The organism is Paenibacillus lutimineralis (assembly GCF_003991425.1).
GTDB classification, from domain to species: Bacteria; Bacillota; Bacilli; order Paenibacillales; family Paenibacillaceae; genus Fontibacillus; species Fontibacillus lutimineralis.
In genome coordinates, this window is sequence record NZ_CP034346.1 from 15,001 (window position 1) to 41,201 (window position 26,201).

The 26,201-nt window shown below is 47.4% G+C and carries 27 protein-coding genes, 2 rRNA genes and 1 riboswitch (1 of these 30 running past the window's edge); of the genes, 27 read left to right on the plus strand and 2 right to left on the minus strand.

Going from position 1 to position 26,201, the window contains the following annotated elements; translation table 11 throughout:
• From EI981_RS00055 to EI981_RS00070, 4 genes are all read left to right on the plus strand, one after another.
• A 23S ribosomal RNA gene (locus EI981_RS00055) occupies nucleotides 1-1,920 on the plus strand (it extends 1,012 nt beyond the left edge of the window).
• A gap of 55 nt (nucleotides 1,921-1,975) precedes the next feature.
• Nucleotides 1,976-2,092 (plus strand): 5S ribosomal RNA (gene rrf / locus EI981_RS00060).
• Nucleotides 2,093-2,490: 398 nt separating this feature from the next.
• Nucleotides 2,491-3,645, plus strand: coding sequence for a PdaC/SigV domain-containing protein (locus EI981_RS00065; protein WP_227011631.1), 1,155 nt, complete (start codon nucleotides 2,491-2,493; stop codon nucleotides 3,643-3,645).
• Between the two features lie 189 nt (nucleotides 3,646-3,834).
• A complete protein-coding gene (locus EI981_RS00070; RefSeq protein ID WP_193556417.1) occupies nucleotides 3,835-4,260 on the plus strand; it encodes a hypothetical protein in 426 nt (141 codons plus the stop codon).
• 111 nt (nucleotides 4,261-4,371) lie between these two features.
• Here EI981_RS00070 and EI981_RS00075 read toward each other — a convergent pair whose 3' ends face one another.
• The gene (locus EI981_RS00075; RefSeq protein ID WP_227011632.1) at nucleotides 4,372-4,782 is read right to left on the minus strand and encodes a hypothetical protein; all 411 of its coding nucleotides are present in this window, start codon (nucleotides 4,780-4,782) and stop codon (nucleotides 4,372-4,374) included.
• A 329-nt stretch (nucleotides 4,783-5,111) separates the two neighbouring features.
• On the opposite strand from EI981_RS00075, the gene EI981_RS00080 reads away from it, so the two are divergent.
• The 10 genes from EI981_RS00080 (at nucleotide 5,112) to rsmI (ending at nucleotide 12,777) form a co-directional block, all read left to right on the plus strand.
• Complete coding sequence (locus tag EI981_RS00080; protein WP_126994359.1) at nucleotides 5,112-5,297, plus strand: sigma factor G inhibitor Gin; 186 nt, start codon at nucleotides 5,112-5,114, stop codon at nucleotides 5,295-5,297.
• A gap of 191 nt (nucleotides 5,298-5,488) precedes the next feature.
• Entirely contained in the window at nucleotides 5,489-7,105 is a 1,617-nt protein-coding gene (locus EI981_RS00085) for an aminotransferase class I/II-fold pyridoxal phosphate-dependent enzyme (RefSeq protein ID WP_126994361.1), read from the plus strand.
• A gap of 10 nt (nucleotides 7,106-7,115) precedes the next feature.
• Complete coding sequence (gene tmk, locus EI981_RS00090) at nucleotides 7,116-7,757, plus strand: dTMP kinase (protein WP_127004198.1); 642 nt, start codon at nucleotides 7,116-7,118, stop codon at nucleotides 7,755-7,757.
• Nucleotides 7,758-7,831: 74 nt separating this feature from the next.
• Nucleotides 7,832-8,161, plus strand: coding sequence for a cyclic-di-AMP receptor (locus EI981_RS00095; protein ID WP_126994363.1), 330 nt, complete (start codon nucleotides 7,832-7,834; stop codon nucleotides 8,159-8,161).
• A 74-nt stretch (nucleotides 8,162-8,235) separates the two neighbouring features.
• Nucleotides 8,236-8,679: a YaaR family protein gene (locus EI981_RS00100; protein ID WP_127004200.1), complete on the plus strand. Its 444-nt coding sequence runs from the start codon at nucleotides 8,236-8,238 to the stop codon at nucleotides 8,677-8,679.
• A gap of 17 nt (nucleotides 8,680-8,696) precedes the next feature.
• Nucleotides 8,697-9,677, plus strand: a complete 981-nt coding sequence (gene holB / locus EI981_RS00105; RefSeq protein ID WP_126994365.1) for a DNA polymerase III subunit delta' — start codon at nucleotides 8,697-8,699, stop codon at nucleotides 9,675-9,677.
• A gap of 132 nt (nucleotides 9,678-9,809) precedes the next feature.
• Entirely contained in the window at nucleotides 9,810-10,610 is an 801-nt protein-coding gene (locus EI981_RS00110; RefSeq protein ID WP_126994367.1) for a PSP1 domain-containing protein, read from the plus strand.
• 52 nt (nucleotides 10,611-10,662) lie between these two features.
• Entirely contained in the window at nucleotides 10,663-11,028 is a 366-nt protein-coding gene (gene yabA / locus EI981_RS00115) for a DNA replication initiation control protein YabA (protein WP_126994369.1), read from the plus strand.
• Between the two features lie 106 nt (nucleotides 11,029-11,134).
• Nucleotides 11,135-11,890, plus strand: coding sequence for a tRNA1(Val) (adenine(37)-N6)-methyltransferase (locus tag EI981_RS00120; RefSeq protein WP_126994371.1), 756 nt, complete (start codon nucleotides 11,135-11,137; stop codon nucleotides 11,888-11,890).
• Nucleotides 11,887-12,777 carry a 16S rRNA (cytidine(1402)-2'-O)-methyltransferase gene (gene rsmI, locus EI981_RS00125; protein WP_126994373.1) on the plus strand — a complete coding sequence of 297 codons (891 nt, stop codon included), beginning with the start codon at nucleotides 11,887-11,889 and terminating at the stop codon, nucleotides 12,775-12,777. The genes EI981_RS00120 and rsmI overlap by 4 nt, the downstream gene beginning before the upstream one ends.
• 259 nt (nucleotides 12,778-13,036) lie before the next feature.
• On the opposite strand, the gene EI981_RS00130 is transcribed toward rsmI, so the two are convergent.
• Nucleotides 13,037-13,291: an AbrB/MazE/SpoVT family DNA-binding domain-containing protein gene (locus EI981_RS00130; RefSeq protein WP_068778580.1), complete on the minus strand. Its 255-nt coding sequence runs from the start codon at nucleotides 13,289-13,291 to the stop codon at nucleotides 13,037-13,039.
• A 345-nt stretch (nucleotides 13,292-13,636) separates the two neighbouring features.
• Between EI981_RS00130 and EI981_RS00135 the strand changes: the two genes are divergently transcribed.
• The 13 genes from EI981_RS00135 (at nucleotide 13,637) to EI981_RS00195 (ending at nucleotide 26,060) form a co-directional block, all read left to right on the plus strand.
• Nucleotides 13,637-14,926, plus strand: a complete 1,290-nt coding sequence (locus EI981_RS00135; RefSeq protein WP_126994375.1) for an HD domain-containing protein — start codon at nucleotides 13,637-13,639, stop codon at nucleotides 14,924-14,926.
• 71 nt (nucleotides 14,927-14,997) lie between these two features.
• A complete protein-coding gene (locus EI981_RS00140; RefSeq protein ID WP_193556418.1) occupies nucleotides 14,998-15,768 on the plus strand; it encodes a TatD family hydrolase in 771 nt (256 codons plus the stop codon).
• Between the two features lie 215 nt (nucleotides 15,769-15,983).
• Nucleotides 15,984-16,197, plus strand: a riboswitch (cyclic di-AMP (ydaO/yuaA leader).
• A gap of 259 nt (nucleotides 16,198-16,456) precedes the next feature.
• Nucleotides 16,457-17,593, plus strand: a complete 1,137-nt coding sequence (locus tag EI981_RS00145; RefSeq protein WP_126994377.1) for a resuscitation-promoting factor — start codon at nucleotides 16,457-16,459, stop codon at nucleotides 17,591-17,593.
• Between the two features lie 211 nt (nucleotides 17,594-17,804).
• Entirely contained in the window at nucleotides 17,805-18,356 is a 552-nt protein-coding gene (rnmV, locus tag EI981_RS00150; RefSeq protein ID WP_126994378.1) for a ribonuclease M5, read from the plus strand.
• Nucleotides 18,356-19,246 (plus strand): 16S rRNA (adenine(1518)-N(6)/adenine(1519)-N(6))-dimethyltransferase RsmA, encoded by an 891-nt coding sequence (gene rsmA, locus EI981_RS00155; RefSeq protein ID WP_126994380.1) that lies wholly within the window; start codon nucleotides 18,356-18,358, stop codon nucleotides 19,244-19,246. The genes rnmV and rsmA overlap by 1 nt, the downstream gene beginning before the upstream one ends.
• Nucleotides 19,247-19,298: 52 nt before the next feature.
• Nucleotides 19,299-20,195, plus strand: a complete 897-nt coding sequence (gene yabG, locus EI981_RS00160) for a sporulation peptidase YabG (RefSeq protein ID WP_126994382.1) — start codon at nucleotides 19,299-19,301, stop codon at nucleotides 20,193-20,195.
• 134 nt (nucleotides 20,196-20,329) lie between these two features.
• Nucleotides 20,330-20,605, plus strand: coding sequence for a biofilm formation stimulator Veg (veg, locus tag EI981_RS00165; protein WP_068778573.1), 276 nt, complete (start codon nucleotides 20,330-20,332; stop codon nucleotides 20,603-20,605).
• Nucleotides 20,606-20,804: 199 nt separating this feature from the next.
• The gene (locus EI981_RS00170) at nucleotides 20,805-20,987 is read left to right on the plus strand and encodes a small, acid-soluble spore protein, alpha/beta type (protein ID WP_068778572.1); all 183 of its coding nucleotides are present in this window, start codon (nucleotides 20,805-20,807) and stop codon (nucleotides 20,985-20,987) included.
• A gap of 216 nt (nucleotides 20,988-21,203) precedes the next feature.
• On the plus strand, nucleotides 21,204-22,058 hold the full coding sequence (gene ispE / locus EI981_RS00175) for a 4-(cytidine 5'-diphospho)-2-C-methyl-D-erythritol kinase (RefSeq protein ID WP_126994384.1): 855 nt from the start codon (nucleotides 21,204-21,206) through the stop codon (nucleotides 22,056-22,058).
• Between the two features lie 75 nt (nucleotides 22,059-22,133).
• Nucleotides 22,134-22,961 (plus strand): pur operon repressor, encoded by an 828-nt coding sequence (gene purR / locus EI981_RS00180; RefSeq protein ID WP_126994386.1) that lies wholly within the window; start codon nucleotides 22,134-22,136, stop codon nucleotides 22,959-22,961.
• A 185-nt stretch (nucleotides 22,962-23,146) separates the two neighbouring features.
• A complete protein-coding gene (gene spoVG / locus EI981_RS00185) occupies nucleotides 23,147-23,431 on the plus strand; it encodes a septation regulator SpoVG (protein WP_126994389.1) in 285 nt (94 codons plus the stop codon).
• Nucleotides 23,432-23,555: 124 nt separating this feature from the next.
• Nucleotides 23,556-24,965, plus strand: coding sequence for a bifunctional UDP-N-acetylglucosamine diphosphorylase/glucosamine-1-phosphate N-acetyltransferase GlmU (gene glmU, locus EI981_RS00190; protein ID WP_126994391.1), 1,410 nt, complete (start codon nucleotides 23,556-23,558; stop codon nucleotides 24,963-24,965).
• A gap of 141 nt (nucleotides 24,966-25,106) precedes the next feature.
• Nucleotides 25,107-26,060 (plus strand): ribose-phosphate diphosphokinase, encoded by a 954-nt coding sequence (locus EI981_RS00195; protein WP_126994393.1) that lies wholly within the window; start codon nucleotides 25,107-25,109, stop codon nucleotides 26,058-26,060.
• Nucleotides 26,061-26,201: the final 141 nt, after the last annotated feature.

The window sequence follows — 26,201 nt, forward strand, 5'->3', positions numbered from 1 at the left end:
TCCATTGTCAAAAGGGAAACAGCCCAGACCATCAGCTAAGGTCCCCAAGTGTGTGTTAAGTGGGAAAGGATGTGGAGTTGCACAGACAACCAGGATGTTGGCTTAGAAGCAGCCACCATTTAAAGAGTGCGTAATAGCTCACTGGTCGAGTGACTCTGCGCCGAAAATGTAACGGGGCTAAACACACCACCGAAGCTATGGCTTGATACTATGTATCAGGGGTAGGGGAGCGTTGTATGCGGATTGAAGTTGGACCGGAAGGACTGGTGGACTGCATACAAGTGAGAATGCCGGTATGAGTAACGAAAAGATCAGTGAGAATCTGATCCGCCGAAAGCCCAAGGTTTCCTGAGGAAGGTTCGTCCGCTCAGGGTAAGTCGGGACCTAAGGCGAGGCCGAAAGGCGTAGTCGAAGGACAACAGGTTGAAATTCCTGTACCACCGTAAACCGCTATGAGCAATGGGGTGACGCAGGAGGGTAGTGACGCGAGCTGATGGATGCTCGTCCAAGCAGTGAGGCTGATGTGTAGGCAAATCCGCACATCGATAAGGCTGGGCTGTGATGGGGAGGGAAAATTTATAGTACCGAAGGTCATGATCTCACACTGCCAAGAAAAGCCTCTAGCTAGGTGAAGGTGCCCGTACCGCAAACCGACACAGGTAGGCGAGAAGAGAATTCTAAGGCGCGCGGAAGAACTCTCGTTAAGGAACTCGGCAAAATGACCCCGTAACTTAGGGAGAAGGGGTGCCCCGGTAGTGTGAATAGCACGAGGGGGCCGCAGTGAAAAGGCCCAAGCGACTGTTTAGCAAAAACACAGGTCTGTGCGAAGCCGCAAGGCGAAGTATACGGGCTGACGCCTGCCCGGTGCTGGAAGGTTAAGGGGAGTGGTTAGGGATTTATCCCGAAGCTATGAACCGAAGCCCCAGTAAACGGCGGCCGTAACTATAACGGTCCTAAGGTAGCGAAATTCCTTGTCAGGTAAATTCTGACCCGCACGAATGGCGTAACGACTTGGGCGCTGTCTCAACGAGAGATCCGGTGAAATTTTAATACCTGTGAAGATGCAGGTTACCCGCGACAAGACGGAAAGACCCCATGGAGCTTTACTGCAGCTTGATATTGGACTTTGATACGATTTGTACAGGATAGGTGGGAGCCTAGGAAGCCGGAGCGCCAGCTTCGGTGGAGGCGCCGTTGGGATACCACCCTGATCGTGTCGGAGTTCTAACCTAGTACCGTGATCCGGTGCGGGGACAGTGTCAGGCGGGCAGTTTGACTGGGGCGGTCGCCTCCTAAAGAGTAACGGAGGCGCCCCAAGGTTCCCTCAGAATGGTTGGAAATCATTCGAAGAGTGCAAAGGCAAAAGGGAGCTTGACTGCGAGACTGACAAGTCGAGCAGGGACGAAAGTCGGGCTTAGTGATCCGGTGGTACCGCATGGAAGGGCCATCGCTCAACGGATAAAAGCTACCCTGGGGATAACAGGCTTATCTCCCCCAAGAGTCCACATCGACGGGGAGGTTTGGCACCTCGATGTCGGCTCATCGCATCCTGGGGCTGAAGTAGGTCCCAAGGGTTGGGCTGTTCGCCCATTAAAGCGGTACGCGAGCTGGGTTCAGAACGTCGTGAGACAGTTCGGTCCCTATCTGTCGTGGGCGTAGGAAATTTGAGAGGAGCTGTCCTTAGTACGAGAGGACCGGGATGGACGCACCGCTGGTGCACCAGTTGTTCCGCCAGGAGCATAGCTGGGTAGCTAAGTGCGGAAGGGATAAGCGCTGAAAGCATCTAAGCGTGAAGCCCCCCTCAAGATGAGATTTCCCAACTAGTAAGACCCCTTGAAGACGACGAGGTTGATAGGCCTGAGGTGGAAGTGCAGCAATGTATGGAGCTGACAGGTACTAATCGGTCGAGGGCTTATCCAAAGATCTAAAATGCAAATGAGTTTCGTATCCAGTTTTCAAGGATTAACCTTGAACGTTTGGTGGCGATGGCGGAGGGGTTCCACACGTACCCATCTCGAACACGACCGTTAAGCCCTCTAGCGCCGATGGTACTTGGACCGAAGGGTCCTGGGAGAGTAGGAAGCCGCCAAGCGATAAGAACCACTGCCGTTAATCGGTGGTGGTTTTTTTATTTGATCACTAAATTCGAATTAGGATGAAAGTCCTTGGATTTAAATAATAGATAGGACGAGGAATTATTTGTAACGCCCCTGAGTAGGGCAAGAGTATGATATGTATCCTTGCGTATGCAGAGTTTCGTTTGGTTTAATATTTTTTGTACTAAGGGAATATTTACTACATTTCATAAAGGAAGTGGTGAGGGTACTCATAACAGGTTAATAAATTGCAAATTTTTGGTCATAAGTGCTAAAGAAATGTAATGGGCTTTGTCATCCATTTTGTACAAAAATTGAATACAATAGCTATGTTAGATATAGACAGAGATCTATTTTATTCAAGGGAGAGAAGAATCAAATGTTTGGATTACGAATGAGAAGAGGAGCTATGGCCTTGGCAGCCGGCGTTATATTGGGAGGTATTTTGCCGATGCAGGGGATAGGCTATGCGGCTGATAAGGGTTTGGTAGACAGTGCTCAGCCAGCTCAAGCTAATCATAGTTCAACTAACATAGGAAATCAGAACACGAATACGACTTATACGAAGGTTGTATTGAAGGCAAACGGGGTTATTACCGGACATGAAGGGTTATGGATCAAGGGGAAGACCTGGGTGCCTATTACTTTTCTGCGGGATGGACTTGGTCTGCCTTTAAGTTACAACAAGGAGACTCGTACTTACTCCGTAGGGCAAGGATATCGGCAATTGAACATTGCGGTATCTGAGTATGGGGAATCGGTTGATATGAATGGCTTCTATCTTAAGGATAGCGGCCGTATCATAGACGGGCATTTGTATATCCCTTTTCAAGTTGTGAAGAATTACTTGGGATACCAGGGAGACTGGAGCCTAGCTGCCAAGAAGCTTAACGTGCTGAGCGTCAAGGAGAATGCGGTGGGGATAAATGTTAAGACCTTTGATCAAGAGAGCGATCAGGCTTCGATCCATCTGAAGTATCCTGAAGTGACGGGAATCGATAATGATGAGGTTGAGAAGGCAATCAATGAGGTTCTGAGAAGCGATGTGGATCAGTTCAGAGAAGAAATAGAGAAGAGTTTGCGGGAGAGAAGCGAGGATAGTCAGAGCCAAGGACAGAATAAGATTAGCATTGACTATCAATATTCCAGCAGTTTCATCGTTACTTATAATAAAGATGGTATTCTCAGCTTACTGACGCAGCAGCATGTCTATACCGGAGGAGCCCATGGGATGCCTTATCGCAAGGCCTACACGTTCTCTCTGAGCGATGGGAGTCAGATGTCCCTGGAAGACTTATTTGGGCCGGGTGAGCATGATCTAAGTCCACTGAATGAACAAATTAAGGCGGATTTTCTCAAGCTGCCGGATTATTTTGGAGGCTTCGTTGCGCTGGGGAGTCAGCCGGACTTCTACCTGCAGCAAGGGGAAGAGGCTTTAAAGGTCTTTTTCCAAGTCTATGAGTATACGCCGTATGCAGCAGGATTTCCTGAGTTTCCGTTCCCATTAAAGGCGATATTCCCTAAAAAAACAGCTTATTTGGTCATTTAAGGAATAGAATGGAGTAAATATAACAATAATCTTTAAAAAACTAATGTAACCTTTTTGTTACCGACAAATATAGGACTATCGTTATAATTATATTGGTGCCTTATTACTCAGGAAATTGAACCTACTTCATGAATGATCCGGGTGAAGAAAGAATCATTTTAAATAATTCTGGGTAAGGAGGAATATTTGATGTGGCAAAAGAGAGTAAGATATTCCTTCTATCTGTTGGGAACGATCCTAATGCTGTTTGTCATGACTGGTTGCGGTTCCTCTGAGCCTTCCTGGACGACCTTCGTCGGAGCATCGGTGGAGAAGAGCTTCCCGGTTCCGAAGGAGGCCAATCGGGTGGAGACTGCGCCGAATAACTCGAAGATGGACTATGCCCATTATTCTTTGTCTGGCCTGAATGAGGATAGCGGTGTACCAGAAGCCTATCAGAAGATTATCAAAGAGTGGGGCTGGACGGAGAAGGCAGAGGAAAGTAAGGGGACAACGACCGTCTACGAGAAAGACAAATTAACCGTGCAGCTTACTATTTATAATAATAGCTTTACAGTACTCGTTCCCAAGAGAGAAAGTAGGGCTGTCGTTCAAGGCTTAGATAGCGGCTCTTAATCAAGGAATAATCAGTAGTGAAATTTTGTAGTCATGCATAAAAGTAGCCTGTCCCCTGGTAGTTCGTGGGTGACAGGCTTTTTCAATTGCTCGGAACTGTATGGTCTAGGCTTAAGGCATGTAGTAGGAAGCATCCTGAGGAGTCAGCTTGATGATTCCATCACGGGGCTGCTTTCGGAACCGGAGCAGAATAATCAGCCTTGGGGCCATGAACCAGAAATGCCAGAACAATAAGGCCATGATAAAGGAAACAGGCGACCATGGAATGAGAATAGCGATGATACAGCCTCCTATCCAGGTTGCATAATGCTGGGTGCGGCGGAATGATGAGTAACTGACGAATTGTTCCGGTAGATATCCGATCCACGGCAGACGCATTTTGAAATGCCAGCGTTTCTTATAAGAGTGGCTAATGATAATAAGGACAGAGCGGGTAATGACGAATTGGATCCATAAGACGATAAATAACGCCAGCAAGAAAGTGAATATACTTGTCCATGAGATGAATACTATTTCAGCCAATAGCCAAATGAAGGGGAGCGTGGATAAGCCTCCGATCAGGGCTTTTGGGATTGCAATTCTTCTGAGAAGCTTGTAATTATAAAAGGTTGCGCTTCCGGACTCCGCGGGCATGAGTGTGGACGATCCTCCTTTTTGTCAATAGAACTAAAAAAATGTAAATCCCTGATTAATATATCGGATGAAAGCAGAAATAATTAAGATTTGCTTACGTACAAACACAGTCATCAGGGCTTCCGCATATATATAAAGTAGGAATCTAACTATGAAAGGGTTTAAAATAATAGAATATGTATCATACTGGTAGTAAAATGAACAAGGTGGGATCGCATATGAATGAGCTTACCGGAAGTACGTGCATCATCTGCGGAGAGACCAAGAAAGACGGCATTCATATCGTATCAGAATTTATATGTGATGCTTGTGAATCAGAGATGGTCCATACGGATGTGCAGGAAGAGAAGTATCATTTCTTTATTCATCAAATGAAGCAAATTTGGATGCAGAGAAATGCCTAGTTACTCCTTATATATCCTTAAATTACATTATAAACAGAAGATTGATGCCGGACTACTGCCTAAAGTACTTAAAGAGGACCTGATCTGAACGATGACGGGTCCTTTTATGTTGCCCTGTCGGGCGATTAAGCGGTAAAATAGAGCAAAAGAACAGCAAGAGTAAACGTAACAGGAAGGAATAGATTATAGCGATGGTGGAGCATAAGCCATGGGCCCCGTTGTATGAAGCGCTGGTTCATTACCGGAAGCGGAAGGATGCTTCTTTCCATGTGCCAGGCCATAAGGACGGACAAGCCTATTTGGATATATGGGATATAAATGAGGAGATGGCTCTGGCAGGAGTCATGAAAATCGATGCGACGGAAATTACAGGTACGGATGATCTACATCATCCTGAGGGAGTAATATTGGAGGCGCAACAGCTTGCGGCGGAGTATTTCGGCGCCGCGGAGACGTTCTTCCTGGTTGGCGGCAGTACGGTCGGCAACCTGGCCTTGATCCTGAGCGTGTGCACCGCTCCAGGTGATGTGCTGCTCGTTCAGCGCAACGTCCACAAATCCGTGATTCACGGATTAATGCTTGCTGGCGCGAACGCCGTGTTTCTCTCGCCGCAGATTGACGCGGCGAGTGGGCTGGCCACCATCCCGGCGGTGGAGACGGTACGTGAGGCCCTACGCCGGTATCCTGGCGCCAAGGGGCTGCTCGTTACGCACCCGAACTACTACGGGATGGGGACCAAGCTGCAGCCGTTAGCGCAGCTATGCCACGATAGCGGCGTACCGCTGCTCGTGGATGAGGCGCACGGTGCGCACTTCGGGCTGCACCGGCAGCTGCCATTCAGCGCTCTTGCGCAGGGAGCGGACGGCGTGGTGCAGTCCACGCACAAAATGCTGACCGCCATGACGATGGGCGCAATGCTGCATGTGCAGGGCGGTCTGCTCGACCGCAGCCTGGTCCGGCAGCGGCTCGCGATGGTGCAGAGCTCCAGCCCTTCTTATCCGATCATGGCTTCGCTGGATCTAAGCCGCTGTCTACTTCAGGCCAGCGGAGAGAAGCTGTTCGCGCAGGCCCTAGATTTAGCCTCGCAAATGCGCAATAAGATCAGGGTCATGAAGCGCTTCGGTCTTGTCGAACTAGGCGCAAGCGGAGACAACGCTGCATACTCTATACAAGACCCGTTCAAAGTGGTGTTGTATGATGCAGCAGGAGAGCTTAACGGCTATGCTCTGCAAGAGGCATTGGAGGCGTGTGGCTGTATTCCGGAGATGAGCGATGAACGATATGTTGTCCTCGCTCTGAGTGTTGGTACTTCACAGCAGGATGTGGATCGTCTGCTTGCCGCTCTGCCGGAAATCGCTGCAGCAGGAAGCGGCTTAACAACGGGAGTGCAGCAGGCCTGTTCAGCAGAGGTGAACCCCTCGGAAGCTAATATTTCCACGTGGAACATCTTAGATAAACCAGCAGCATCACAACCACAATTACAAGCACAAGATATCAGTCAGACCATGCAAATGACAGCGAACGTGTCGGCTCCCGTATTGTTCAGTCTTCAGCCAATAGCTACAGCACTGATCGAGAGAATTCCGATCGAGGAGAGCGCTGGGCGCCAAGCGGCGGAGATGGTTATCCCATATCCGCCAGGGATTCCTATCCTGTATCCGGGCGAATGGATTACGAATGAAATAGAGACCGCGTTGATCCAACTCAGGCGCTCCAAGGCGAAATGCCAAGGTATAGAGGATTCTTCTCTGCGTACGATCAACGTATATCAAAGTACAGAACAAAGGCGGGAACATCGTGAAAGCTAAAGATAGAGGAATGTTTATTACATTGGAAGGTGGTGACGGATCGGGCAAAACGACGGTGATTGAAGATATGGCGGCGTTGCTTGAAGAACAGGGAATCCCTTATATCAAGACTCGTGAGCCTGGCGGCATTGAGATTGCAGAAAAGATTCGGGCAGTCATACTTAATCCGCAGCATACGGCGATGGACCCGCGTACAGAAGCGCTACTCTATGCAGCCGCAAGGCGTCAACACTTAGCCGAAAGGGTCGAGCCTGCCCTTTCCGAAGGCATCTTCGTATTATGTGACCGATTTATTGACAGCAGCCTGGCCTATCAGGGGTATGCCCGCGGTCTTGGGATTGAGGAAGTATTGTCGATTAATCTGTTCGCTACAAATGGACGGATGCCAGACATTACCTTCTACATGGATATTGAGCCAGAGCAAGGATTGGCACGCATCTCGTCCAATCAAGGACGGGAAGTGAATCGTCTTGATCTGGAAGAGCTAGCTTTTCACCATCGGGTTCGTGAGGGTTATCAAAGAGTAATCTCCATGTATCCGGAGCGGATTCAAGTGATCGATGCTTTCGGTTCAAAGCAGGAGATTGCAGAATTGATTAAGAACCAACTTCTTAGGGCTATAGAGGAATTTAGGCATTCTTTGTCAAAATAATAGATGAGTTGAACCACCACCTTCTTATTATAATCGAGTGGTCTGGTTCACAAAAATATGAGGAGGGACTGCAAATGAAATTAATTGTTGCGATTATCCAGGATAAAGACAGCAATAAATTGTCCAGCGCACTTGTTAAGGAGAACTTTCGAGCAACGAAGCTGGCCAGTACCGGTGGGTTTCTGCGTGCAGGCAACACGACATTCATGATCGGGGTCGATGATAATCAGGTAGAATCCGTATTGGATGTAATACGCAATAGTTGTAAAGTACGTGAGCAGCTAGTAACTCCAGTAACTCCTATGAGTGGAACAACGGATTCCTATTTGCCATTGCCAGTTGAAGTGCAAGTCGGTGGGGCAACGGTATTCGTATTGCCGGTTGATCGATTTGAACATTTCTAAACATAATGTTAACCATATATCTGCTTAGTATGATAGAATCATAACAATCATAGATGGATAGGCAGGTGACAGCTTTGAAGATTGATCCGGGGTTCAGGCCGTTGAACAGCCGCCTGGGCGTAAGCGATAATGCGGCTAAGCCGACTCAGGCCAAGAGCTTCGCCGATGTGATGCATAAGCACGGTGAACAGGCCAGCAAGGATGAATTGAATCGTAAATTTAAGGAGATCCAGCTGCAAGGCGACCGCTTAGCGCGTTCGATGACGGTTCGGGAGCTGAAAGCATACCGTCTTATGGTTAAGGGCTTCCTTGAAGACACCGTCCGACGCGGAGTAGGCATCAAAGATTCCCGAGGTTGGGATCGGCGCGGCCGTGGGAAGCGTTACAAGCTGCTGGATGAGATCGATGCTACATTGCTGCAGATGGCTGATGAGCTGCTCGAGTCGGAGCAGGGAAAGATTGAGCTTCTGCAGAAAATCGGTGAAATTCGCGGTATGCTCATAAATTTATGCTTTTAGAAGAGGTAAGAGGAGTTATGGCTTTTACAGATATTATCGGGCAGGAGGCTGCCAAGCAGCAGTTGCAAAGCAGTCTCCGCCGCAAACAAATATCCCATGCATATATTTTCAGTGGTCCGCCGGGAAGCGGACAGAAGGAAGTAGCTATGGCGTTCGCCCAGGCTCTGTTCTGTAGTAAGGGCGGGGACGACGCTTGTGGTGAATGTCTGGAATGCCGTAAGGTACAGCATGGCAACCACCCTGATTTACATTATATTGCTCCAGAGGGAGCGAGTATCAAGATTGAACAAATCCGCGACCTACAGCGGATCTTTTCATATCGCTCGGAGACGGGCAATCCGAAGGTGTACATTATTGATGAGGCCGATAAGATGACCGTTCAGGCCGCTAACAGTCTGCTGAAATTTCTTGAAGAGCCACCATCTCCGGCCGTAGCCATTCTACTGTCTGATAATGGACGAGCTCTTCTGCCAACCATTCAGTCCCGAGCTCAGTGGGTGTCCTTCATGCCGCTGGATCCGGACCGTATGATGCAAATTTTAACCGGAGAAGGATATACTGTAAATCTGTGCAGATGTGCTGTACAATTGGCAGCAGGAGTCCAATCCTGCCGGGATTTACTTGATCAGAATTGGTTTGCAGAAATTAGAAACGTAGTGTTACAATTAGGAAAGGAAACCGCTGGCCGTGGCGGATCTCCATTAATTACAGCGCAGCAGAACGTATTCAAAGCCGGACTAGGCGAACATTTGGACATCCTGTTCAGCCTTTTCCATATATGGTTCAAGGACATGATTCATGCGCTCTATCATAGACATGACCGAATCGTTTTCATAGACGAGCTGGATTTTATAACAAAGCATGCCTTCTCACGTGCTGAAGAGCAGTGGATTCATGCGATGGAACTCGTGGCGGAAAGTAAGAAAAAACTGCGACAAAATATGAATGCCCAGCTCTGTCTTGAACAGTTCCTTATTGGTGTAGACGGGCGTAATTAATCGGCGGCAGTACGTATCGTGTCTGACAGATAGATAAACTTTTCTCCCGTGGTAAGCAGGGGTTTGATTACAAGTGGCAACCTCTTACTCGAGGTTCTCCAGGTTTTTATCGCTATACAAGGGGGTAAGTTTTTGTATACTGTAGTAGGTGTCCGCTTCAAGAAAGCGGGTAAGATATACTATTTCGATCCGCTTGATTTTCCGGTTGAGAGAGAGCAGAGCGTCATTGTCGAGACGGCGCGAGGGATCGAATACGGCAAGGTTGTAGTTGGCAAGAAGGTGGTTGAGGAGGCGGACGTTGTTCTTCCGCTCAAGAAGGTGATCCGGATTGCGGGCGATGCTGATGCCGACATTGTTGAAGAGAATAAGCTTGCGGCGAAGAATGCTTTTGCCACATGTTTAAATAAAATCAAAGACCATGATTTGAAAATGAAGCTGGTCGATGTCGAATTTACGTTTGACCGCAACAAAATTATTTTCTATTTCACGGCGGAGGGACGGGTAGATTTTAGAGAACTGGTGAAGGATTTGGCCAGTATCTTCCGTACTCGGATCGAGCTGAGACAGATTGGCGTCAGAGACGAGGCAAAGATGCTAGGCGGGATTGGCCCTTGTGGTCGGATACTCTGCTGTTCCTCTTGGCTCGGTGATTTCGAGCCTGTCTCGATCAAGATGGCTAAAGACCAGAGCTTGTCGCTCAATCCAACCAAGATCTCAGGTTTATGCGGCAGATTAATGTGTTGTCTCAAATTTGAGCATGATAACTACGAGAGTGTGAAGGAAGAAATGCCGACGGTTGGCAAGCAAGTTATTACTTCTCTGGGAGAAGGTAAAGTCGTCGGAATTAATGCCGGTTCACGGACAGTGCATGTACAATTGTTCGAGATCAACAAGGTCAAGGAGCTTTCGTTAGACGACGTAGTTGTTAAATAGTCAAGAATATCATAATTTTCAATATAATTGAGAATGACTCTGGGGTGGGAACTTGGAGAATAAAGATATTTTCGCGTATATGCAAGCGCTGGAAAAACAAATAGCTAAAGTACACGGCGATTTTGGCACGCTTATGCTCGAGGTGAAGAAGCTGATGGAGGAGAACCAGCAGCTTAGGCTTGAGAATGAGAAGATGCGTAAAGTTCTGAAGCAGGAAAATGAGATAGAACCGGTGTCTTCCGAAGGGAAGCAGGAACAAGCGCAGCTGGAGCATAAGGAGAATACCGATATCGTGGGAGAGGGTTATGATAACCTGGCGCGGTTATATCACGAAGGTTTTCATATCTGCAATGTATATTACGGACATTTACGTACAGAGGGCGATTGCCTGTTCTGCCTGTCTTTTTTGAATAAATAACAAGCCGTAGGGAGAGCTTCCTACGGTTTTTTTTAGATTTCAGTGGGAAATGTAATCCTTATTAAAGGAATAACAAATAATTAGCAGAAATGGACGAGCGCGATTCATGAGAAATGTGGAAATTTACGAGACAGAGCGGGTGGATGATCTGCTCACCCATGATCTGTCGATCATTCAGAGCGAGCAGGTGTTCAGCTTCTCAATGGATGCAGTACTGCTGGCGAGATTTGCAAATATTCCGAAATACGGTCGAATATTGGACTTATGCAGCGGTAACGGTGTAATACCTATTCTGCTATCAACCCGGACGAATGCGCAAATTGAAGGTATCGAGATTCAACCTCGGCTTGCCGATATGGCTCAGCGCAGCGTGGAGATGAACGGCTTGGCGGAGCGGATTAACATTATGGAGGGGGATCTGCGCGATCTTGCTAAGGAAGGCGGGAATGGCATATATGACGCCATAACGGTTAATCCACCTTATATGCCGCTAACCGGTGGGGATCTGAAGCTAAGTGAGCACCAGAGCATTGCTCGGCATGAGATTCATTGCACGCTGGAGGATGTGGCGCAAGCAGCGATGCGACTGGTCAAGCCTGGGGGCAAAATTTCGATGGTTCACAGACCGCAGCGGCTTGGAGATATCATTACGATGTTGAGGAAGTACCGGATGGAGCCCAAGGTGATTCGATTTATTCACCCCCGGGCTGGATCAGAGGCTAATATGGTGCTGGTCGAGGCGCATCGGGATGGGAAGCCAGACGTCAAAATATTGCCTCCGCTGATCGTATATCAGGAGAACGGGGAATACTGTCAGGAAGTTATGGATATCTATTACGGACCAAAAGAGGAGAAGGCATGAGTATAAGTATACAGAGAAGTTTTGAGGATAAGCCGGAAAATAATAGCCCGGGGAAGTTATTCCTCGTCGCTACACCGATCGGCAACCTGGAGGATATGACTTATCGTGCCGTGCGCACCCTGCAGGAGGCGGATATCATCGCTGCGGAGGATACGAGACAGACACGTAAGCTGTTAAGTCATTTCGAAATTTCGCCCGGCAAGCTGCTTAGCTATCATGAGCATAATAAGGCAGCCAGTGGCCCAGAATTGATACGCTTTATAATAGAAGGAAAAAATTTGGCGCTGGTCAGTGACGCCGGTCTGCCGGCCATTTCTGACCCAGGTAGTGATCTGGTTAAGCTAGCCTTGGAAGCGGGGATTTCCGTAATTCCGGTTCCTGGGGCGAATGCGGCTCTGTCAGCACTGATCGTGTCAGGATTGCCTACGGAGAGATTCACCTTCATCGGCTTCTTACCGCGAGACAATAAAGATAGAGATAAACTATTAAGCACGCTGCTGGATGAACAAGGAACATTGCTGTTGTATGAATCTCCCCATCGATTGGTGAAATCGCTTGAGGCGCTGCTGGAGGCTTGGGGGGATAGGCATGTCGTTCTGGCTCGCGAGCTGACGAAGCGCTATGAAGAGATGGTACGGGGTACATTAAGCGAATGCTTGGAATGGCTGCAGGAGCATCCACCGATTGGCGAATATTGTATCGTTGTCTCCGGGGCTCATCCTGAAGAGGTGAAGGAGCGGAGAGATGCATGGTGGCAAGTGCTCTCGGTGGAGGATCATGTTGCACATTATGAAGAACAGGAGAAGCTGCCGAGAAAAGAAGCGATGAAGAAGGTTGCTAACGATCGAGGAGTTTCCAAACGGGATATTTATAATATGCTGCTGTAAAAGAGGAAACGTACGCTCCGCTCCTCTGGCCCTAGCTCCATCCAACCTTCTTGGTGCTGAAAACCGACCTTTTTGAACATGTATTAAAAGCGTAAAGGCCCTTTTTATAATTTACTATAAATAGCTAAAAACCCATAAATTGTATTTATGGGTCAAAAAAGTGGCCTTCGTAGGCCGGGTTCAAGCCTGGAAGGCGCCAAGGAGATATGAAAAAGGTTAGAATTAACATATTCAGTAAATCTATTATATACTATTTTTATTAATTTGTCACAGGGGTAGGCAATTCGCTCAAACATTCGTGGCAAACAATTTTTCCCTTGAAGTAAGTTACGTTCTCGGCATTGCCACAGAAGATACAAGCAGGCTCGTATTTCTTAAGCATGATCCGTTCTCCGTCAACGTAAATTTCAAGAGCGTCTTTCTCACCGATTCCAAGTGTACGGCGCAATTCGATCGGGATCACGACACGTCCCAATTCATCTACTTTTCTAACAATACCTGTTGATTTCATCATAACTGATAGTAGCCCCTCTCGCTATAGTTTAAAAGTGTCATTATTCGACAAACTTCTATCTTTTATGATAGTTATGATACCAACCATTGCCAGAATAGTCAACCTATTTATGGTAGAGTTCATTTTTATTTCTAATTTTTTGGTTGAAAAAGCATAATTCATCCTTAAATTACTGTTAGATAGGCGCTTTTTCGCTTAAAACAGGTTATTCTATGATTCGACAATTTGGAAAGTGTTTATTCAACAACTTTAGACAAAATTCGACAAAACCTGTCGACATTAGCTAAACATTCGTCAAATCGCCTTACAAAATTAATTTAAAAATATGGTTAAGGAGGGACTTACATGTATCGTCAGCTTCGGGAAGAGAAAGTGTTCAAGGATCCAGTTCACAATTATGTTCATGTGCAGGATGAAATTATTTGGTCGCTCATTAATACTTCGGAATTTCAGCGTTTACGCCGGATTCGTCAGCTTGGAACTTCTTATTTAACATTCCATGGTGCTGAGCACAGTCGATTCTCCCATTCTTTAGGAGTCTATGAGATTACCCGGCGAATTATTTCTCAATTTGAGCGTGCCAATTATGCGGACTGGCCTCGGGAGGAGGGAATGGTGGCTTTATGTGCTGCATTATTACATGATTTGGGCCATGGTCCATTCTCTCATTCTGTAGAGCAGGCCTTTCAGATGCATCATGAGGATTGGACATGCCGCATTCTGCTCGGTGATACAGAGGTCAGATCGGTGCTGCGCCGGATGGGGGATGATTTCCCTGATAAAGTAGCGGGGGTGATCCGCAAGGATTATAAACAACCTATTGTTGTTAATCTTGTCTCCAGTCCGCTGGATGCCGATCGTATGGACTATTTGCTGCGAGATGCTTATTTTACCGGCGTTAATTATGGAACGATAGATATGGACCGGATTCTACGGATGCTTAGACCGTATAAAGGAAGAATTGTCGTGAAGGATTCGGGCATGCATGCGGTGGAAGATTATTTAATGTCCAGATATCAGATGTATTGGCAGATTTATTTCCATCCGGTTACACGGAGCTCAGAGATCATTTTAAGGCAGATTTTTAAAAGAGCGAAGGAGCTATATGAGCAAGGCCATCACTTCAAGTTTCTGCCGGAACCATTGCCTTCATTATTTAATCGCACCATGACGGTACAGGACTATCTTCAATTAGATGAGGCGTTGGTCCAGACGGCCTTCATGCAGTGGAGGAAGGAGACGGACGAGCTGCTTGGAGAACTATGCTCCCGGTTCATCGACCGTAAGCTGTATAAATATGTAGAGATGGACTCTTTAGATATAGAGACGATTGAAGAGATTAGAGCTGCTTTTAATAAGGCGGGGCTTAATCCGGAATACGATTTGGAAATTGATTTTCCAACGGATCTGCCGTATGATGTGTTTCGTCCGGATGGGGAGGGGCGAGAGAAGCAGATCTTGCTTCTGGACCGTCAAGAACGCTTGCGTGAAATTTCCGAAGTATCGGATATTGTCAGATCGATTAGCGGTCTGCAGCGCGGGAAATTCCATTTGTATTTTCCAGATGATAAAGTTCGTATAATTATTGACGAATTGCCGCATGAGATTGCTGAAATATTCGTAGAGCAGCATTAAAATTCTCGAATTATGCCAGAATGGTGTCAACAATAACTAACAAATTTACTAACTGGGAGGCGCAATTTACATTGATACTTATCGATACACATACCCATTTGGATGCTCCGCAGTTCGACGAGGATCGCGAAGAGGTCATTCAGCGGGCTCTGGATCAGGGAGTTACAAGGATGATCAACATTGGCTTTAACCGGGAGACGATTCCGACGACGATGAAATTGGCGGAGCAATATGATTTTATCTATGCGGCCGTAGGTTGGCATCCGCAGGATGCCATTACGATGCAGGATGGGGACCTCGATTGGATTGCCGAATTGTGCAAGCATGAGAAGGTCGTTGCGATTGGCGAGATCGGGCTGGATTATTATTGGGATACGTCACCAAAAGACGTACAGCATAAGGTTCTACGCAATCAGATCGGACTTGCCCGGAGTCTGGGAATGCCGATTTCGATTCATAATCGCGATGCACATGAGGATATTGTGCGAATTTTGCAGGAAGAAAAGGCAAGTGAAATTGGCGGTGTCATGCATTCCTTCTCAGGTAGCTGGGAAATTGCCAAAATGTGTCTAAATATGGGATTTCATTTGTCATTTGGCGGGCCGATTACGTTTAAAAATGCCAAGCAACCAAAAGAGGTCATCGCGAAGGTTCCAATGGACCGATTATTGATCGAGACGGACTCCCCATATTTGACTCCACACCCATATCGTGGGAAGAGAAATGAGTCGGGACACGTCCGTCTAGTCGCCGAGGCGGCAGCGGAATTAAAAGGGATTTCTTTGGAAGAATTATCCAACATAACAACCAAGAATGCAATGGAACGATTTGGCATTCGCTGAAATATTGAGAAAAAGTGATGAAAAAATGAGTAAACGAGAAAGATTAATGCATTTTAACAATTAAAACTCTGTTTATTACATTTTTTTAACCAATTATTAAAATAAACGTTGTTGATTCGTCCTTTACAACATGCATCGAAACAAGATAGAATTTCTTCAGTAATCGATTTGGCGATCTCACAAACCATATTTTGCCAAATGTTACCGAAGTTCCATAACCAGTCTCGCTGAATCTCCGAGTATGGAGAACGGGGGAACCGACCACGGCAATTCATGAGATTATGAATGATTATGCCGTGAAGGATTTCTTTGTAAGGGTCTATGGGGTGAATTCGAGGTCATTGCGCCATGAGCGAATGAACTGAGAAAGGGCGACTCTCTACGTCCTAACCCGACAGCTAACCTCGTAGGCGTATCCAGAGAGGCAACAACTCGTGCATCTATACATCATTGATTATTCAGGAAGCCACGAACAGAGTTCCTCTAACTCTTTCTTTAGGCTTCTTTTGTTTTGAATAAACTTAGTAGGGTCATCATACTGTTGTTTACAGGGGGTGGCCAATGCCGAGAGGACTGGGACAGGAATGCGAAGTGCGCTTTATGGCATTTCGTAAAATCGATCTGTAGTCACGTCAATTTCATGATATGTCGATCTAGACGGCGGGACTATGTAAGGAGGACGGAAGATATGGGATTTTTCCGTAACCAGGATACCCATGAATCACGCTCATCCAGCATGTCTTACGCAATGCGGTGGAAGCAAGAACATCTGCGTCAGGTTTTGCTTGTTGGAGTTCTGGCCATTGCAGTAATCACCATCATCCTGATTTGGTTCTACACACAGAACAGTAAAAAAATATATTTGGTTGTCGATGGAAAGACAGAGTCAATCACCACCAGACATTCCTTGGTCAACAAAGTGCTGGATGAACAATCCATCATATTGCAGCCGGGCGATGAAGTGTCCAAATCGTTGTCGAGCGCAATAGAAGATGGGGACCGGATTGAGATTGTTCGGGCCGTTCCCGTCAGCATCAGCGTGGATGGCACTCATAAGCTGACCTTCACCACGAAGGCCAAAGTAGAGGATGCTATTCAAGAACTAGGCGTAGATGTGAATCAGGAGGATAAAGTTTCTCCAGGCCTGACTCAGGCCATTACAGCGAACATGGTTATTAATATCGTTCGTGTCAAGAAACATAATATTCAACAACAAGAGACCGTACCATTCAATGTCGTCAAGACAAGTGATGATCAGCTGCTGAAGGGTGAAACCAAGGTCGTACAGGAAGGCAGCCAGGGCTTAGTCGTACACAATGTTGAGAAGGTGTATGAGGATGGCAAATTCGTGTCGAAGCGTTGGCTTGGCAAAGAGGTCGTTAAGAAGGCCACTCCTAAAGTCATTGCCGTAGGCACGAAGCCGAAGACTGCTGTGATGTCCGCTAGCATTTCCCGCTCCTCGGATCAGGTGAGCATCAGCGGATTGACTAAGAAGGGCGGAGTCTCGTTCAAATATAAAAAAGTGCTCAAGAATGTAACCTTGACTGCCTACTCTGCAGAAGAGGATGGAATCGGCACGAAGACAGCTACAGGAACCCGGGTTAAAGAGGGAAGAACGATCGCTGTTGATAAGAATGTCGTTCCGTTGGGCTGGTGGGTGTACATTGAGGGCCTCGGATTCCGCAAAGCGGAAGATACCGGCGGCGCTATTAAAGGCAACAAAATGGACGTATATTTCGATTCGCTCAAAACAGCAAATCAATTCGGTCGCAAGAAGGGACGGACAGTTTATGTTATCGGCCCAACCAAGCCGGAGCTCAACTAGTTGGCTGCAGAGTTGATAGGTATACCGAAATAGGATAATTATTAGTGGGGGTTCAAAAAGTAGACTTTTTGAGCAACCTCTATTAGGATGATGAATAAGACAGTGGATAAGAAGAGGAGTATACCCTCTTCTTTTTGCTTTGCTTATTAAAGCGTATAATTTTCAAGGATATATATGAGATACAACCTCTACATGGAAGGGAAGACCGTATATGATCAAAGAGATCATTGTGGTGGAAGGCCGGGACGATACTGTGGCAATTAAGCGGGCAGTAGAGGCCGATACGATTGAAACGGGCGGTTCAGCCATCAATGAGAGAACACTGCGCAAAATAGCGCTTGCCCAAGAGCGACGCGGGGTTATTATATTTACAGATCCGGATCATGCCGGAGAGAGGATTCGTAAGATCGTTGCGCAGCGTGTGCCGGGCTGCAAGCACGCCTTCCTGCGGGAGGCTGATGCGACCAAGCGGGGAGATATCGGTGTCGAGAATGCGTCGCCAGAGGCAATCCGAGAGGCTCTGAGCCGAGTACGCAGCGAGACCGAGGGAATGGACCCTCTAATCGATTGGGAAGACTTAATCGATGCAGGGCTCATTATTCACCCACAGGCGGCTGCAAGAAGGCGTAAGCTTGGTGAGTTGCTCGGGATCGGTTATTGCAATGGCAAACAGTTGTATAAGCGGCTAGTGGTCTTTAAGATCAGCCGGGAGGAGTTCGCGGCTGCACTGGCACAATTGGAGGATGAAGGGGTAATTCATTAATGACGATAAGAGAAGATATAGCAACTCCACGCCGGACGAAGGAGATTATCCAACGTCATGGCTTCTCGTTTAAAAAGAGTCTGGGTCAGAACTTTCTGATCGACCAAAATATTCTTAGCAAAATTGTTGCAGCGGCTGGACTGGACAAGACGAAGGGAGCGCTAGAGATCGGCCCTGGTATCGGGGCGCTTACTGAGAAGCTCGCTGAGGAAGCCTGCAAAGTGACCGCAGTTGAGATCGACCAACGGTTGTTGCCGATCCTTGGAGAGGTGCTGGAGCCGTTCCCTCATGTGCAGGTAGTCCATGGCGACGTTTTGAAGCTTGATCTGAAGGAGTTGTTCGCTCAGCAATTCAGCGATGTGAGCGGCGTCAGCGTAGTGGCTAACCTGCCTTACTATGTCACCACACCAATCCTGATGAAGCTCCTGGAAGAGAAGCTGCCTTTGGAGAACATCGTAGTCATGATTCAGAAGGAGGTAGCTGAGCGAATGGCAGCTTCACCAGGAGGGAAGGAATATGGGAGCTTGAGTATTGCTGTGCAATACTATAGCGAGCCTGAGCTGGTCTGTACAGTGCCTCACAGCGTGTTTATCCCACAGCCGAATGTAGAGTCCGCAGTGATCCGTCTTAAGGTGCGCAAACAGCCTCCGGTTCAAGTTGAGGATGAATCATTCTTCTTTGAGGTGGTACAAGCTTCATTTGCACAGAGACGCAAGACGATCTCGAACAATCTAAAGAGCCGTTTCTTCCCGAAGGAGGGTAGGGAACGTCTGGAGGCTCTGCTGGAAGAGGCCGGCATCGCCCCGTCAAGGCGGGCGGAGACGCTGGATCTACATGAATTTGCCAAGCTAAGCAATGTGCTCGCGCAATTTGGATTGAACGAAGCTTAGCTGTAACCAATCCCTTTATCCGCCCATACGATGGGGGTAGAGGTGATGGATTGTGACGAAATTGGGAGACTTGGTCGTCCGCAAATCCTATGGAGGGGATGTTACCTTCCGAGTGGAGAGAATTGAGCGGAGCGTGGCCATCATAAAAGGAACAGAATTTCGTCTGCTGGCCGATGCGCCGCTGACGGATTTGTTAGAGGTGGACCCTGGTTCACCTGGAGAGAAGACAGAGCGTGCGCGGATTAAGGCGACCGAATCACTGCAGCGGCTGCGTCAGGACCGCCAGCAGTTGGCGGAGAGCAATCAGGTTGCGGTCCAGCAGTGGTCTCCTGCGGCACAGGAGCAGGCTTATTTTGAGGTGCCTGGAAAGGTGCTGCATTTGGATGGGGATGAGAGATACTTACAGAAAAGTCTTGATCTCTACGAGAAGCTTAGGGTGCCTGTGAACGGCTATTTTGTAAATGAGTCTGCAATGCCTAGCGTGTTGTACCGGCTGCTGCCAACCGTGAATCCGGATATTGTCGTACTGACAGGACATGATGGGGTACTGAAGAACCCTCCATCAAGAGACCTGTACAACTTGACCAGTTACAAAAATTCCAAGCATTTTGTAGAGGCTGTGCGTGTAGCGCGCGAATATGAGCGTAACTTCGATACACTGACGATCGTGGCGGGAGCTTGTCAGTCGCATTTTGAGGCCTTGCTGCAGGCAGGAGCCAATTTTGCCAGTTCCCCTGCCCGCGTGTTGATTCATGCCCTGGACCCGGTCTATATTGCGGCTAAGGCGTCATTGACATCGATTCGGGATACGATTCATATTACCGATGTGCTCAATCAGACGATCAGCGGCACACAGGGAGTTGGGGGAATCGAGACGCGGGGCAGCTACCGGATCGGACTGCCTACACTTAAGGATTTATCGAAATTGAACATTGTTCCGACGATGTAAATCGAGCTTTTCAGAAAGTGTCGAAAAAAAATCGTTGACAAGATTTTTTTCATGCTGATATAATTATTTATTTAATTTGACAATTGTGCACCCCTTCATGTATAATGGACAAAGAAGGAAGGTGGTCACAGGCCATGGCTAAAAATGCACTATCAGAAATTAAAAATAGTCTGGAAGCTCACGTTGGTCAGAAAATCATGCTGCGGGCAAACGGTGGTCGCCGAAAGACTGTCGAACGTACAGGAGTATTAGAGGAGACTTATCCTTCAGTCTTTATCGTTAAGCTTGATCAAGATCAACAAAGCTTCAAGCGTGTGTCCTATAGTTATGCCGATATACTGACCGAATCCGTTGAAGTTATGGTGTATAACGATGACAACGGAATGGGGCTTTCGTATATTAAACCGTGAACATCATGATATGACAGTAGGCGATCTTTGCATTTTGCGAAGGTCGCTTTTTTCATGACAACTTTATGACCAAAATGTACATATACCCTAGACGTTATTTTGATCTTGTGATCGTATGAAGTGGTGCCGAATGTAGCATACTACGGATGTTTCTTATTGAATTCGCACTTTATCTTAGGATTAAAAGGGGGAAGTGGCTATGGCACGCAGACGGCGCAGTGTGATGTCGGAGGAGCTGAAGGTGGAGCTCGCCAAAGAGCTTGGATTCTACAATACGGTGCAGCAGCAAGGCTGGGGAGGCATTCGAGCCAAGGATGCAGGAAATATGGTCAAAAGAGCGATAGAAATGGCAGAACGGGCCGCCGCAAAGAATTCACAATAATGACTGCACATAATTAGGCTTCTCCAGAGGGGGAAGCCTTGTTTTTGTATCAGGATAAAGTAATATAGAGAAGGCAGGTTTTGTCTTTTCGTTACATAGACGGAATGGATGGATTTTTTATAAAATAGGTATAGTGAACCCATTATGGATTACTACGAATTCAGAATAACAGCTATGAAATCTTAGTGAATGGATATTTGAGGACAGGTGAACGCCTTGAAAATTTATGAGAAAGCACCGGCAAAAATAAATTTGATGCTTGATGTGCTATATAAACGGCCTGATAGGTACCATGAGGTCGAAATGATCATGACGATGGTTGATTTGGCGGATCGTCTGGAAATGAGCGAGCTTCCCCGCGACACGATTATTATATCGAGTCAGGCGGGTTATATTCCGTTGGATGAGAAGAATCTGGCCTTTAAGGCAGCTAAGCTGATTAAGGAGCGTTACAAGGTTCCAAGCGGTGTCTATATCCATTTGGACAAGAAGATTCCTGTGGCAGCGGGATTAGCTGGTGGCAGCAGCGATGCGGCGGCAACACTGCGCGGCCTAAACCGCCTCTGGAAGCTCGGCATTTCGGATGCAGAGCTAATGGAGCTTGGTGCAGAGCTCGGCTCGGATGTGCCGTTCTGTGTTACAGGAGGGACAGCACTAGCTACAGGCCGGGGGGAGAAGCTAACTCCTGTAGCTAATCCGCCGCAATGCTGGGTCATTCTAGCCAAGCTGCCGATCAATGTATCGACTGAGGAGGTCTATGGCCGATTCCGCAGTGATCGGATTACGAAGCATCCTTCGGCCAGCCGAATGATCCAGGCGCTTGATAGCGGCTCTTTCCACGGAATGTGTCAAGAGCTTGGCAATGTGCTTGAGGAAGTGACGCTGCAAATGCATCCAGAGGTGGCTCATCTCAAAGAGACGATGCTGCGTCTTGGAGCGGATGGCGTGTTGATGTCGGGCAGCGGCCCGACGGTCTTCGGACTTGTGTCCAAGGAGTCGAAGGTACCGCGGATTTACAACGGATTGAGGGGCTTCTGCAAAGAAGTGTATGCCGTTCGTCTATTGACTTAATAAGTAAAGATTGTACAAAACCGTACGAAAATGTTATATTTTCATTAAAATATTCGGATTTAGCGAGGGGTCTTCGTGAAAAAATTGAAAAGAAGCGCTCGATTAGTTGAAATGACCCAATATCTGTTATCCCGTCCGCATCATCTGATACCTCTGACAACGTTCGCGCAGCGGTATGGCGCGGCTAAGTCCTCAATTAGTGAGGATTTGGCAATTATCAAAGAGGTGTTCGAGGATGAGGGGATCGGCGAACTGCAGACGCTGGCAGGCGCTGCCGGCGGGGTCAAGTATATTCCCAAGGTAGGCAAGGAGCAGGCTCTTGTATTTATCAATGAGCTGTGTGAGAAATTGTCTCAGCCTGACCGCATTCTTCCTGGGGGCTATCTATACATGTCGGACTTGCTGGGACAGCCAGCATTGATGAACGAGGCAGGGAAGCTGTTCGCGACCGCTTTTGCCCATGTAGACATTGATTGCATTATGACCGTTGAGACGAAGGGGATTCCGTTGGCTTATGCAACCGGTGCCGAATTGAACCTGCCTGTTGTACTCGTACGTAGGGACCATCAGGTGACGGAAGGGTCGGCGGTAAGTATTAACTATGTATCGGGTTCACATAAAAGCCTGCATACGATGACGTTGTCCCGTCGTGCACTCAGGGAGAAATCCAGAGTGTTGATCGTCGATGACTTCATGAAGGCTGGCGGCACGATTCAAGGGATGGTCGATTTGCTTGCCGAGTTCGATGCGACTGTCGCTGGAGTCGGGGTCCTAGTAGAATCTGGAGAAGTTGAATCAGAACAGCGTCTTCTTCAGGATTATGTGTCCTTGGCCACATTACGTACTGTGGATGCGAAGGGAAAGGAAATATCAGTCACCCATGGTAATTATTTCAATAAGTGATTTAAGCCAAAAATTAGTCGATTTCCTGTAAAAACTACCGGAATTATGGCGAATTGTGTCGAATAGCACATTATTCCAAAAAAATTCTTGAATTTAGCCTATTTTATTCACGAAAAAAAAAGGATTTCCGTTTGCTATGTGGAATATTACACCAAGTCTCTGATGGAAAAAGGTGGTGAACACATATGCAAATTACGGATGTAAGACTCCGCCGAGTCAGCTCTGAGGGCAGAATGAAGGCGATTGCATCCATTACCATCGATAACGAATTTGTTGTTCATGACATTCGTGTAATTGACGGTAACAACGGGATGTTCGTAGCTATGCCTAGTAAGCGCACACCGGACGGGGAATTCCGGGACATCGCGCATCCGATCTCTTCGGGTACTCGCGAGAAAATTCAGAACGCAGTTCTCGCAGAATACGAGCGCGCAGCTGAACAAGAGGAAGTTATTGAAGAAGGGGCTTAAGTTTTTTGTATTATCGTAACTAATTGGGGTTCGAGGAAAAGAGAGCCATGCCCATGGCTCTCTTTTCTTTTTGCCTTAAATGAGATATAGTCAGTAATGAGTTCAATTGAAGGAGGCCGGGGCCTTGAAAAGATTTGCGATTATTCTTGCTGCAGGACAGGGGAAACGCATGAAGTCGAAGCTCTATAAAGTGCTTCACCCCGTTTGCGGTAAGCCGATGGTCGGACATGTCTTGGATACGGTGAAGAAGGTCCAATGTGAACGCAGTATTGTCGTTGTTGGCCATGGTGCGGAGGCTGTACAGTCTTATCTTGGCACCTCAGCGGAATATGTACTGCAAGAGAAGCAACTAGGGACTGGTCACGCCGTCAAGCAAGTCAAACAGCTACTTGGCCAAGAGAATGGGACGACGATCGTTATCTGTGGAGACACTCCGTTAGTCACCGAGGAATCGCTGGAAGCGATGCTCCGGCTTCATGAGAAGAATGGTGCGGCGGCTACAATTCTTACTGCCGAGGTGGATCGTCCGCAAGGTTATGGACGGGTTATCCGGGGCGAGAATGGCTCTGTGAAGCGAATTGTCGAGCAGAAGGATTGTTCTCCTGAAGAAAATGCGGTAAAGGAAATCAATACCGGCACTTATTGTTTTGATAATGCGAAGTTATTTTCCGCTCTGGAGAAAGTGACAAATAACAATACTCAACAGGAGTATTATTTAACGGATGTCATAGGAATCCTGGTTCAAGAAGGCGATGTTGTTGAAGGTTACAGAACGGACGATTATACCGAGTCTATCGGTGTTAATGATCGTATCGCTCTCTCTGAAGCGGAGACGCTTATGCGAGCTCGCATTGCCCGTAAGCATATGTTGAACGGTGTTACGATTATAGATCCGGGCTCTACGTATATTGGAGCCGATGTTACGATCGGAGCGGATACCGTTATTTTGCCGGGATGTTCTATATATGGACAGACGGTTATCGGAGAGGATTGTGTGATTGGTCCCTCTTCTGATATCGAGGACTGTCACATTCTTGACGGTGCAAAGGTCAAACATTCGGTGCTGAGCCAGACAGAAGTTGGCAAGGATACGACCGTAGGGCCGTTTGCTTATTTGCGTCCAGGAACTAAGTTGGGTAATCATGTGAAGGTTGGCGATTTTGTAGAGATCAAGAATGCCTCGATGGATGATGGCTCGAAAGTCTCTCATCTTAGCTATATCGGCGATGCCAAGGTAGGCAAGAACGTCAACTTTGGTTGCGGCGCGATTACTGTCAACTATGATGGATATAATAAGTCTATTACTGAGATCGAAGATGATGCCTTTATCGGCAGTAATGTCAATCTGATAGCGCCGGTGAAAATCGGCAAGGGTGCCTATGTTGTAGCTGGCTCAACGATCACGAATGCCGTGCCGGATAATGATCTGGCTATTGCGCGGATTCGTCAGGAGAATAAGCCAGGTTATGCAGAGAAGATTCGCGCCCGGGCCAAAGCAAGAAAGCAAAGAGAACAAGAAGAATCAAGAGAATAGCAGTAATGCCTAGGCAATGGAAGAAGTAGTATGAATCGAAGTTTCAGGTTTTTCAGGATGCAGTGATCATATTAATGACGGGGATAGTTTGAGACATCTATAATCTATTCTATCTACACAGCACGGAGGGTATTAAATTTTATGACTTATTGTGATTCTAAACTGAAGATATTCACTTGTAACTCCAATCCGAAATTAGCGCATCAAATCGCCGATTATATTGGAATCCCGATGGGGGACTCGGAGACGACTAGCTTCAGTGACGGTGAGATTCAAGTCAAATTGTCTGAAAGCGTACGCGGCTGCCATGTATATATTGTGCAGTCTACTTGCGCTCCTGTTAATGACAATCTGATGGAGCTGCTCGTTATGGTGGATGCTTTGAAACGTGCTTCAGCTAAGAGCATTAATGTAGTTATTCCGTACTACGGATATGCGCGCCAGGACCGCAAGGCGCGTTCGCGCGATCCAATTACGGCCAAGCTGGTAGCTAATCTGATTGAGAAAGCAGGTGCCCACCGCGTCATTACGATGGACCTGCATGCCATGCAGATTCAAGGCTTCTTCGATATACCAGTGGATCATATGCTGGGTGTACCAATCCTGGCTCAATATTTCCGTTCGAAGAATATTCAGAACCCGGTTGTCGTATCTCCTGACCACGGTGGTGTAGTTCGTGCCCGTAAGCTGGCCGACTTCTTGAACGCCCCGCTCGCGATTATCGACAAGCGTCGTCCGGAACCTAACGTAAGTGAAGTTATGAACATCATCGGGAATATTGAAGGAAAGACCGCTATTCTCGTCGACGATATCATTGATACCGCAGGCACAATCGTGCTGGGGGCCAACGCGCTGAAGGAAGGCGGCGTAGAGGAAGTCTATGCTTGCTGTACACACCCTGTGCTGTCCGGTCCAGCGATGGAGCGGCTTGAGAATTCTCCGCTCAAAGAAGTTATCGTGACGGATACGATTCCAATTACGCATCCTAATCCTACTAGCAAGTTGAAGGTTCTATCTGTAGCCCCTCTCATGGGCGAAGCTATTATTCGTGTACATGAGGAGCTGTCGATTAGTAAGTTGTTTGAAATAGAATAAGGTACTCAACCCTCCCAAACCCTCCCTTACCATAAGGGAGGGCTCCAAAGGGCTTGCTGCCCTCTGGACTCCTGCATATGGATAAACGTTGGAGGCAGAGAGGTGCTCCTGCGACTATCCCCCTTCCAGGGGGGAGGCGCT

Bases quoted from the DNA above. Each gene is read 5' to 3' on its own strand.
- EI981_RS00085 (WP_126994361.1), top strand. From the start codon at position 5,489: ATGGTGGAGCATAAGCCATGGGCCCCGTTGTATGAAGCGCTGGTTCAT.
- EI981_RS00135 (WP_126994375.1), top strand. From the start codon at position 13,637: ATGTATCGTCAGCTTCGGGAAGAGAAAGTGTTCAAGGATCCAGTTCAC.
- EI981_RS00070 (WP_193556417.1), top strand. From the start codon at position 3,835: ATGTGGCAAAAGAGAGTAAGATATTCCTTCTATCTGTTGGGAACGATC.
- rsmI (WP_126994373.1), top strand. From the start codon at position 11,887: ATGAGTATAAGTATACAGAGAAGTTTTGAGGATAAGCCGGAAAATAAT.
- EI981_RS00145 (WP_126994377.1), top strand. From the start codon at position 16,457: ATGGGATTTTTCCGTAACCAGGATACCCATGAATCACGCTCATCCAGC.
- rsmA (WP_126994380.1), top strand. From the start codon at position 18,356: ATGACGATAAGAGAAGATATAGCAACTCCACGCCGGACGAAGGAGATT.
- EI981_RS00120 (WP_126994371.1), top strand. From the start codon at position 11,135: ATGAGAAATGTGGAAATTTACGAGACAGAGCGGGTGGATGATCTGCTC.
- EI981_RS00130 (WP_068778580.1), bottom strand. From the start codon at position 13,291: ATGATGAAATCAACAGGTATTGTTAGAAAAGTAGATGAATTGGGACGT.
- holB (WP_126994365.1), top strand. From the start codon at position 8,697: ATGGCTTTTACAGATATTATCGGGCAGGAGGCTGCCAAGCAGCAGTTG.
- EI981_RS00170 (WP_068778572.1), top strand. From the start codon at position 20,805: ATGGCACGCAGACGGCGCAGTGTGATGTCGGAGGAGCTGAAGGTGGAG.
- EI981_RS00095 (WP_126994363.1), top strand. From the start codon at position 7,832: ATGAAATTAATTGTTGCGATTATCCAGGATAAAGACAGCAATAAATTG.
- tmk (WP_127004198.1), top strand. From the start codon at position 7,116: ATGTTTATTACATTGGAAGGTGGTGACGGATCGGGCAAAACGACGGTG.
- EI981_RS00080 (WP_126994359.1), top strand. From the start codon at position 5,112: ATGAATGAGCTTACCGGAAGTACGTGCATCATCTGCGGAGAGACCAAG.
- veg (WP_068778573.1), top strand. From the start codon at position 20,330: ATGGCTAAAAATGCACTATCAGAAATTAAAAATAGTCTGGAAGCTCAC.
- spoVG (WP_126994389.1), top strand. From the start codon at position 23,147: ATGCAAATTACGGATGTAAGACTCCGCCGAGTCAGCTCTGAGGGCAGA.
- EI981_RS00195 (WP_126994393.1), top strand. From the start codon at position 25,107: ATGACTTATTGTGATTCTAAACTGAAGATATTCACTTGTAACTCCAAT.
- rnmV (WP_126994378.1), top strand. From the start codon at position 17,805: ATGATCAAAGAGATCATTGTGGTGGAAGGCCGGGACGATACTGTGGCA.
- EI981_RS00065 (WP_227011631.1), top strand. From the start codon at position 2,491: ATGAGAAGAGGAGCTATGGCCTTGGCAGCCGGCGTTATATTGGGAGGT.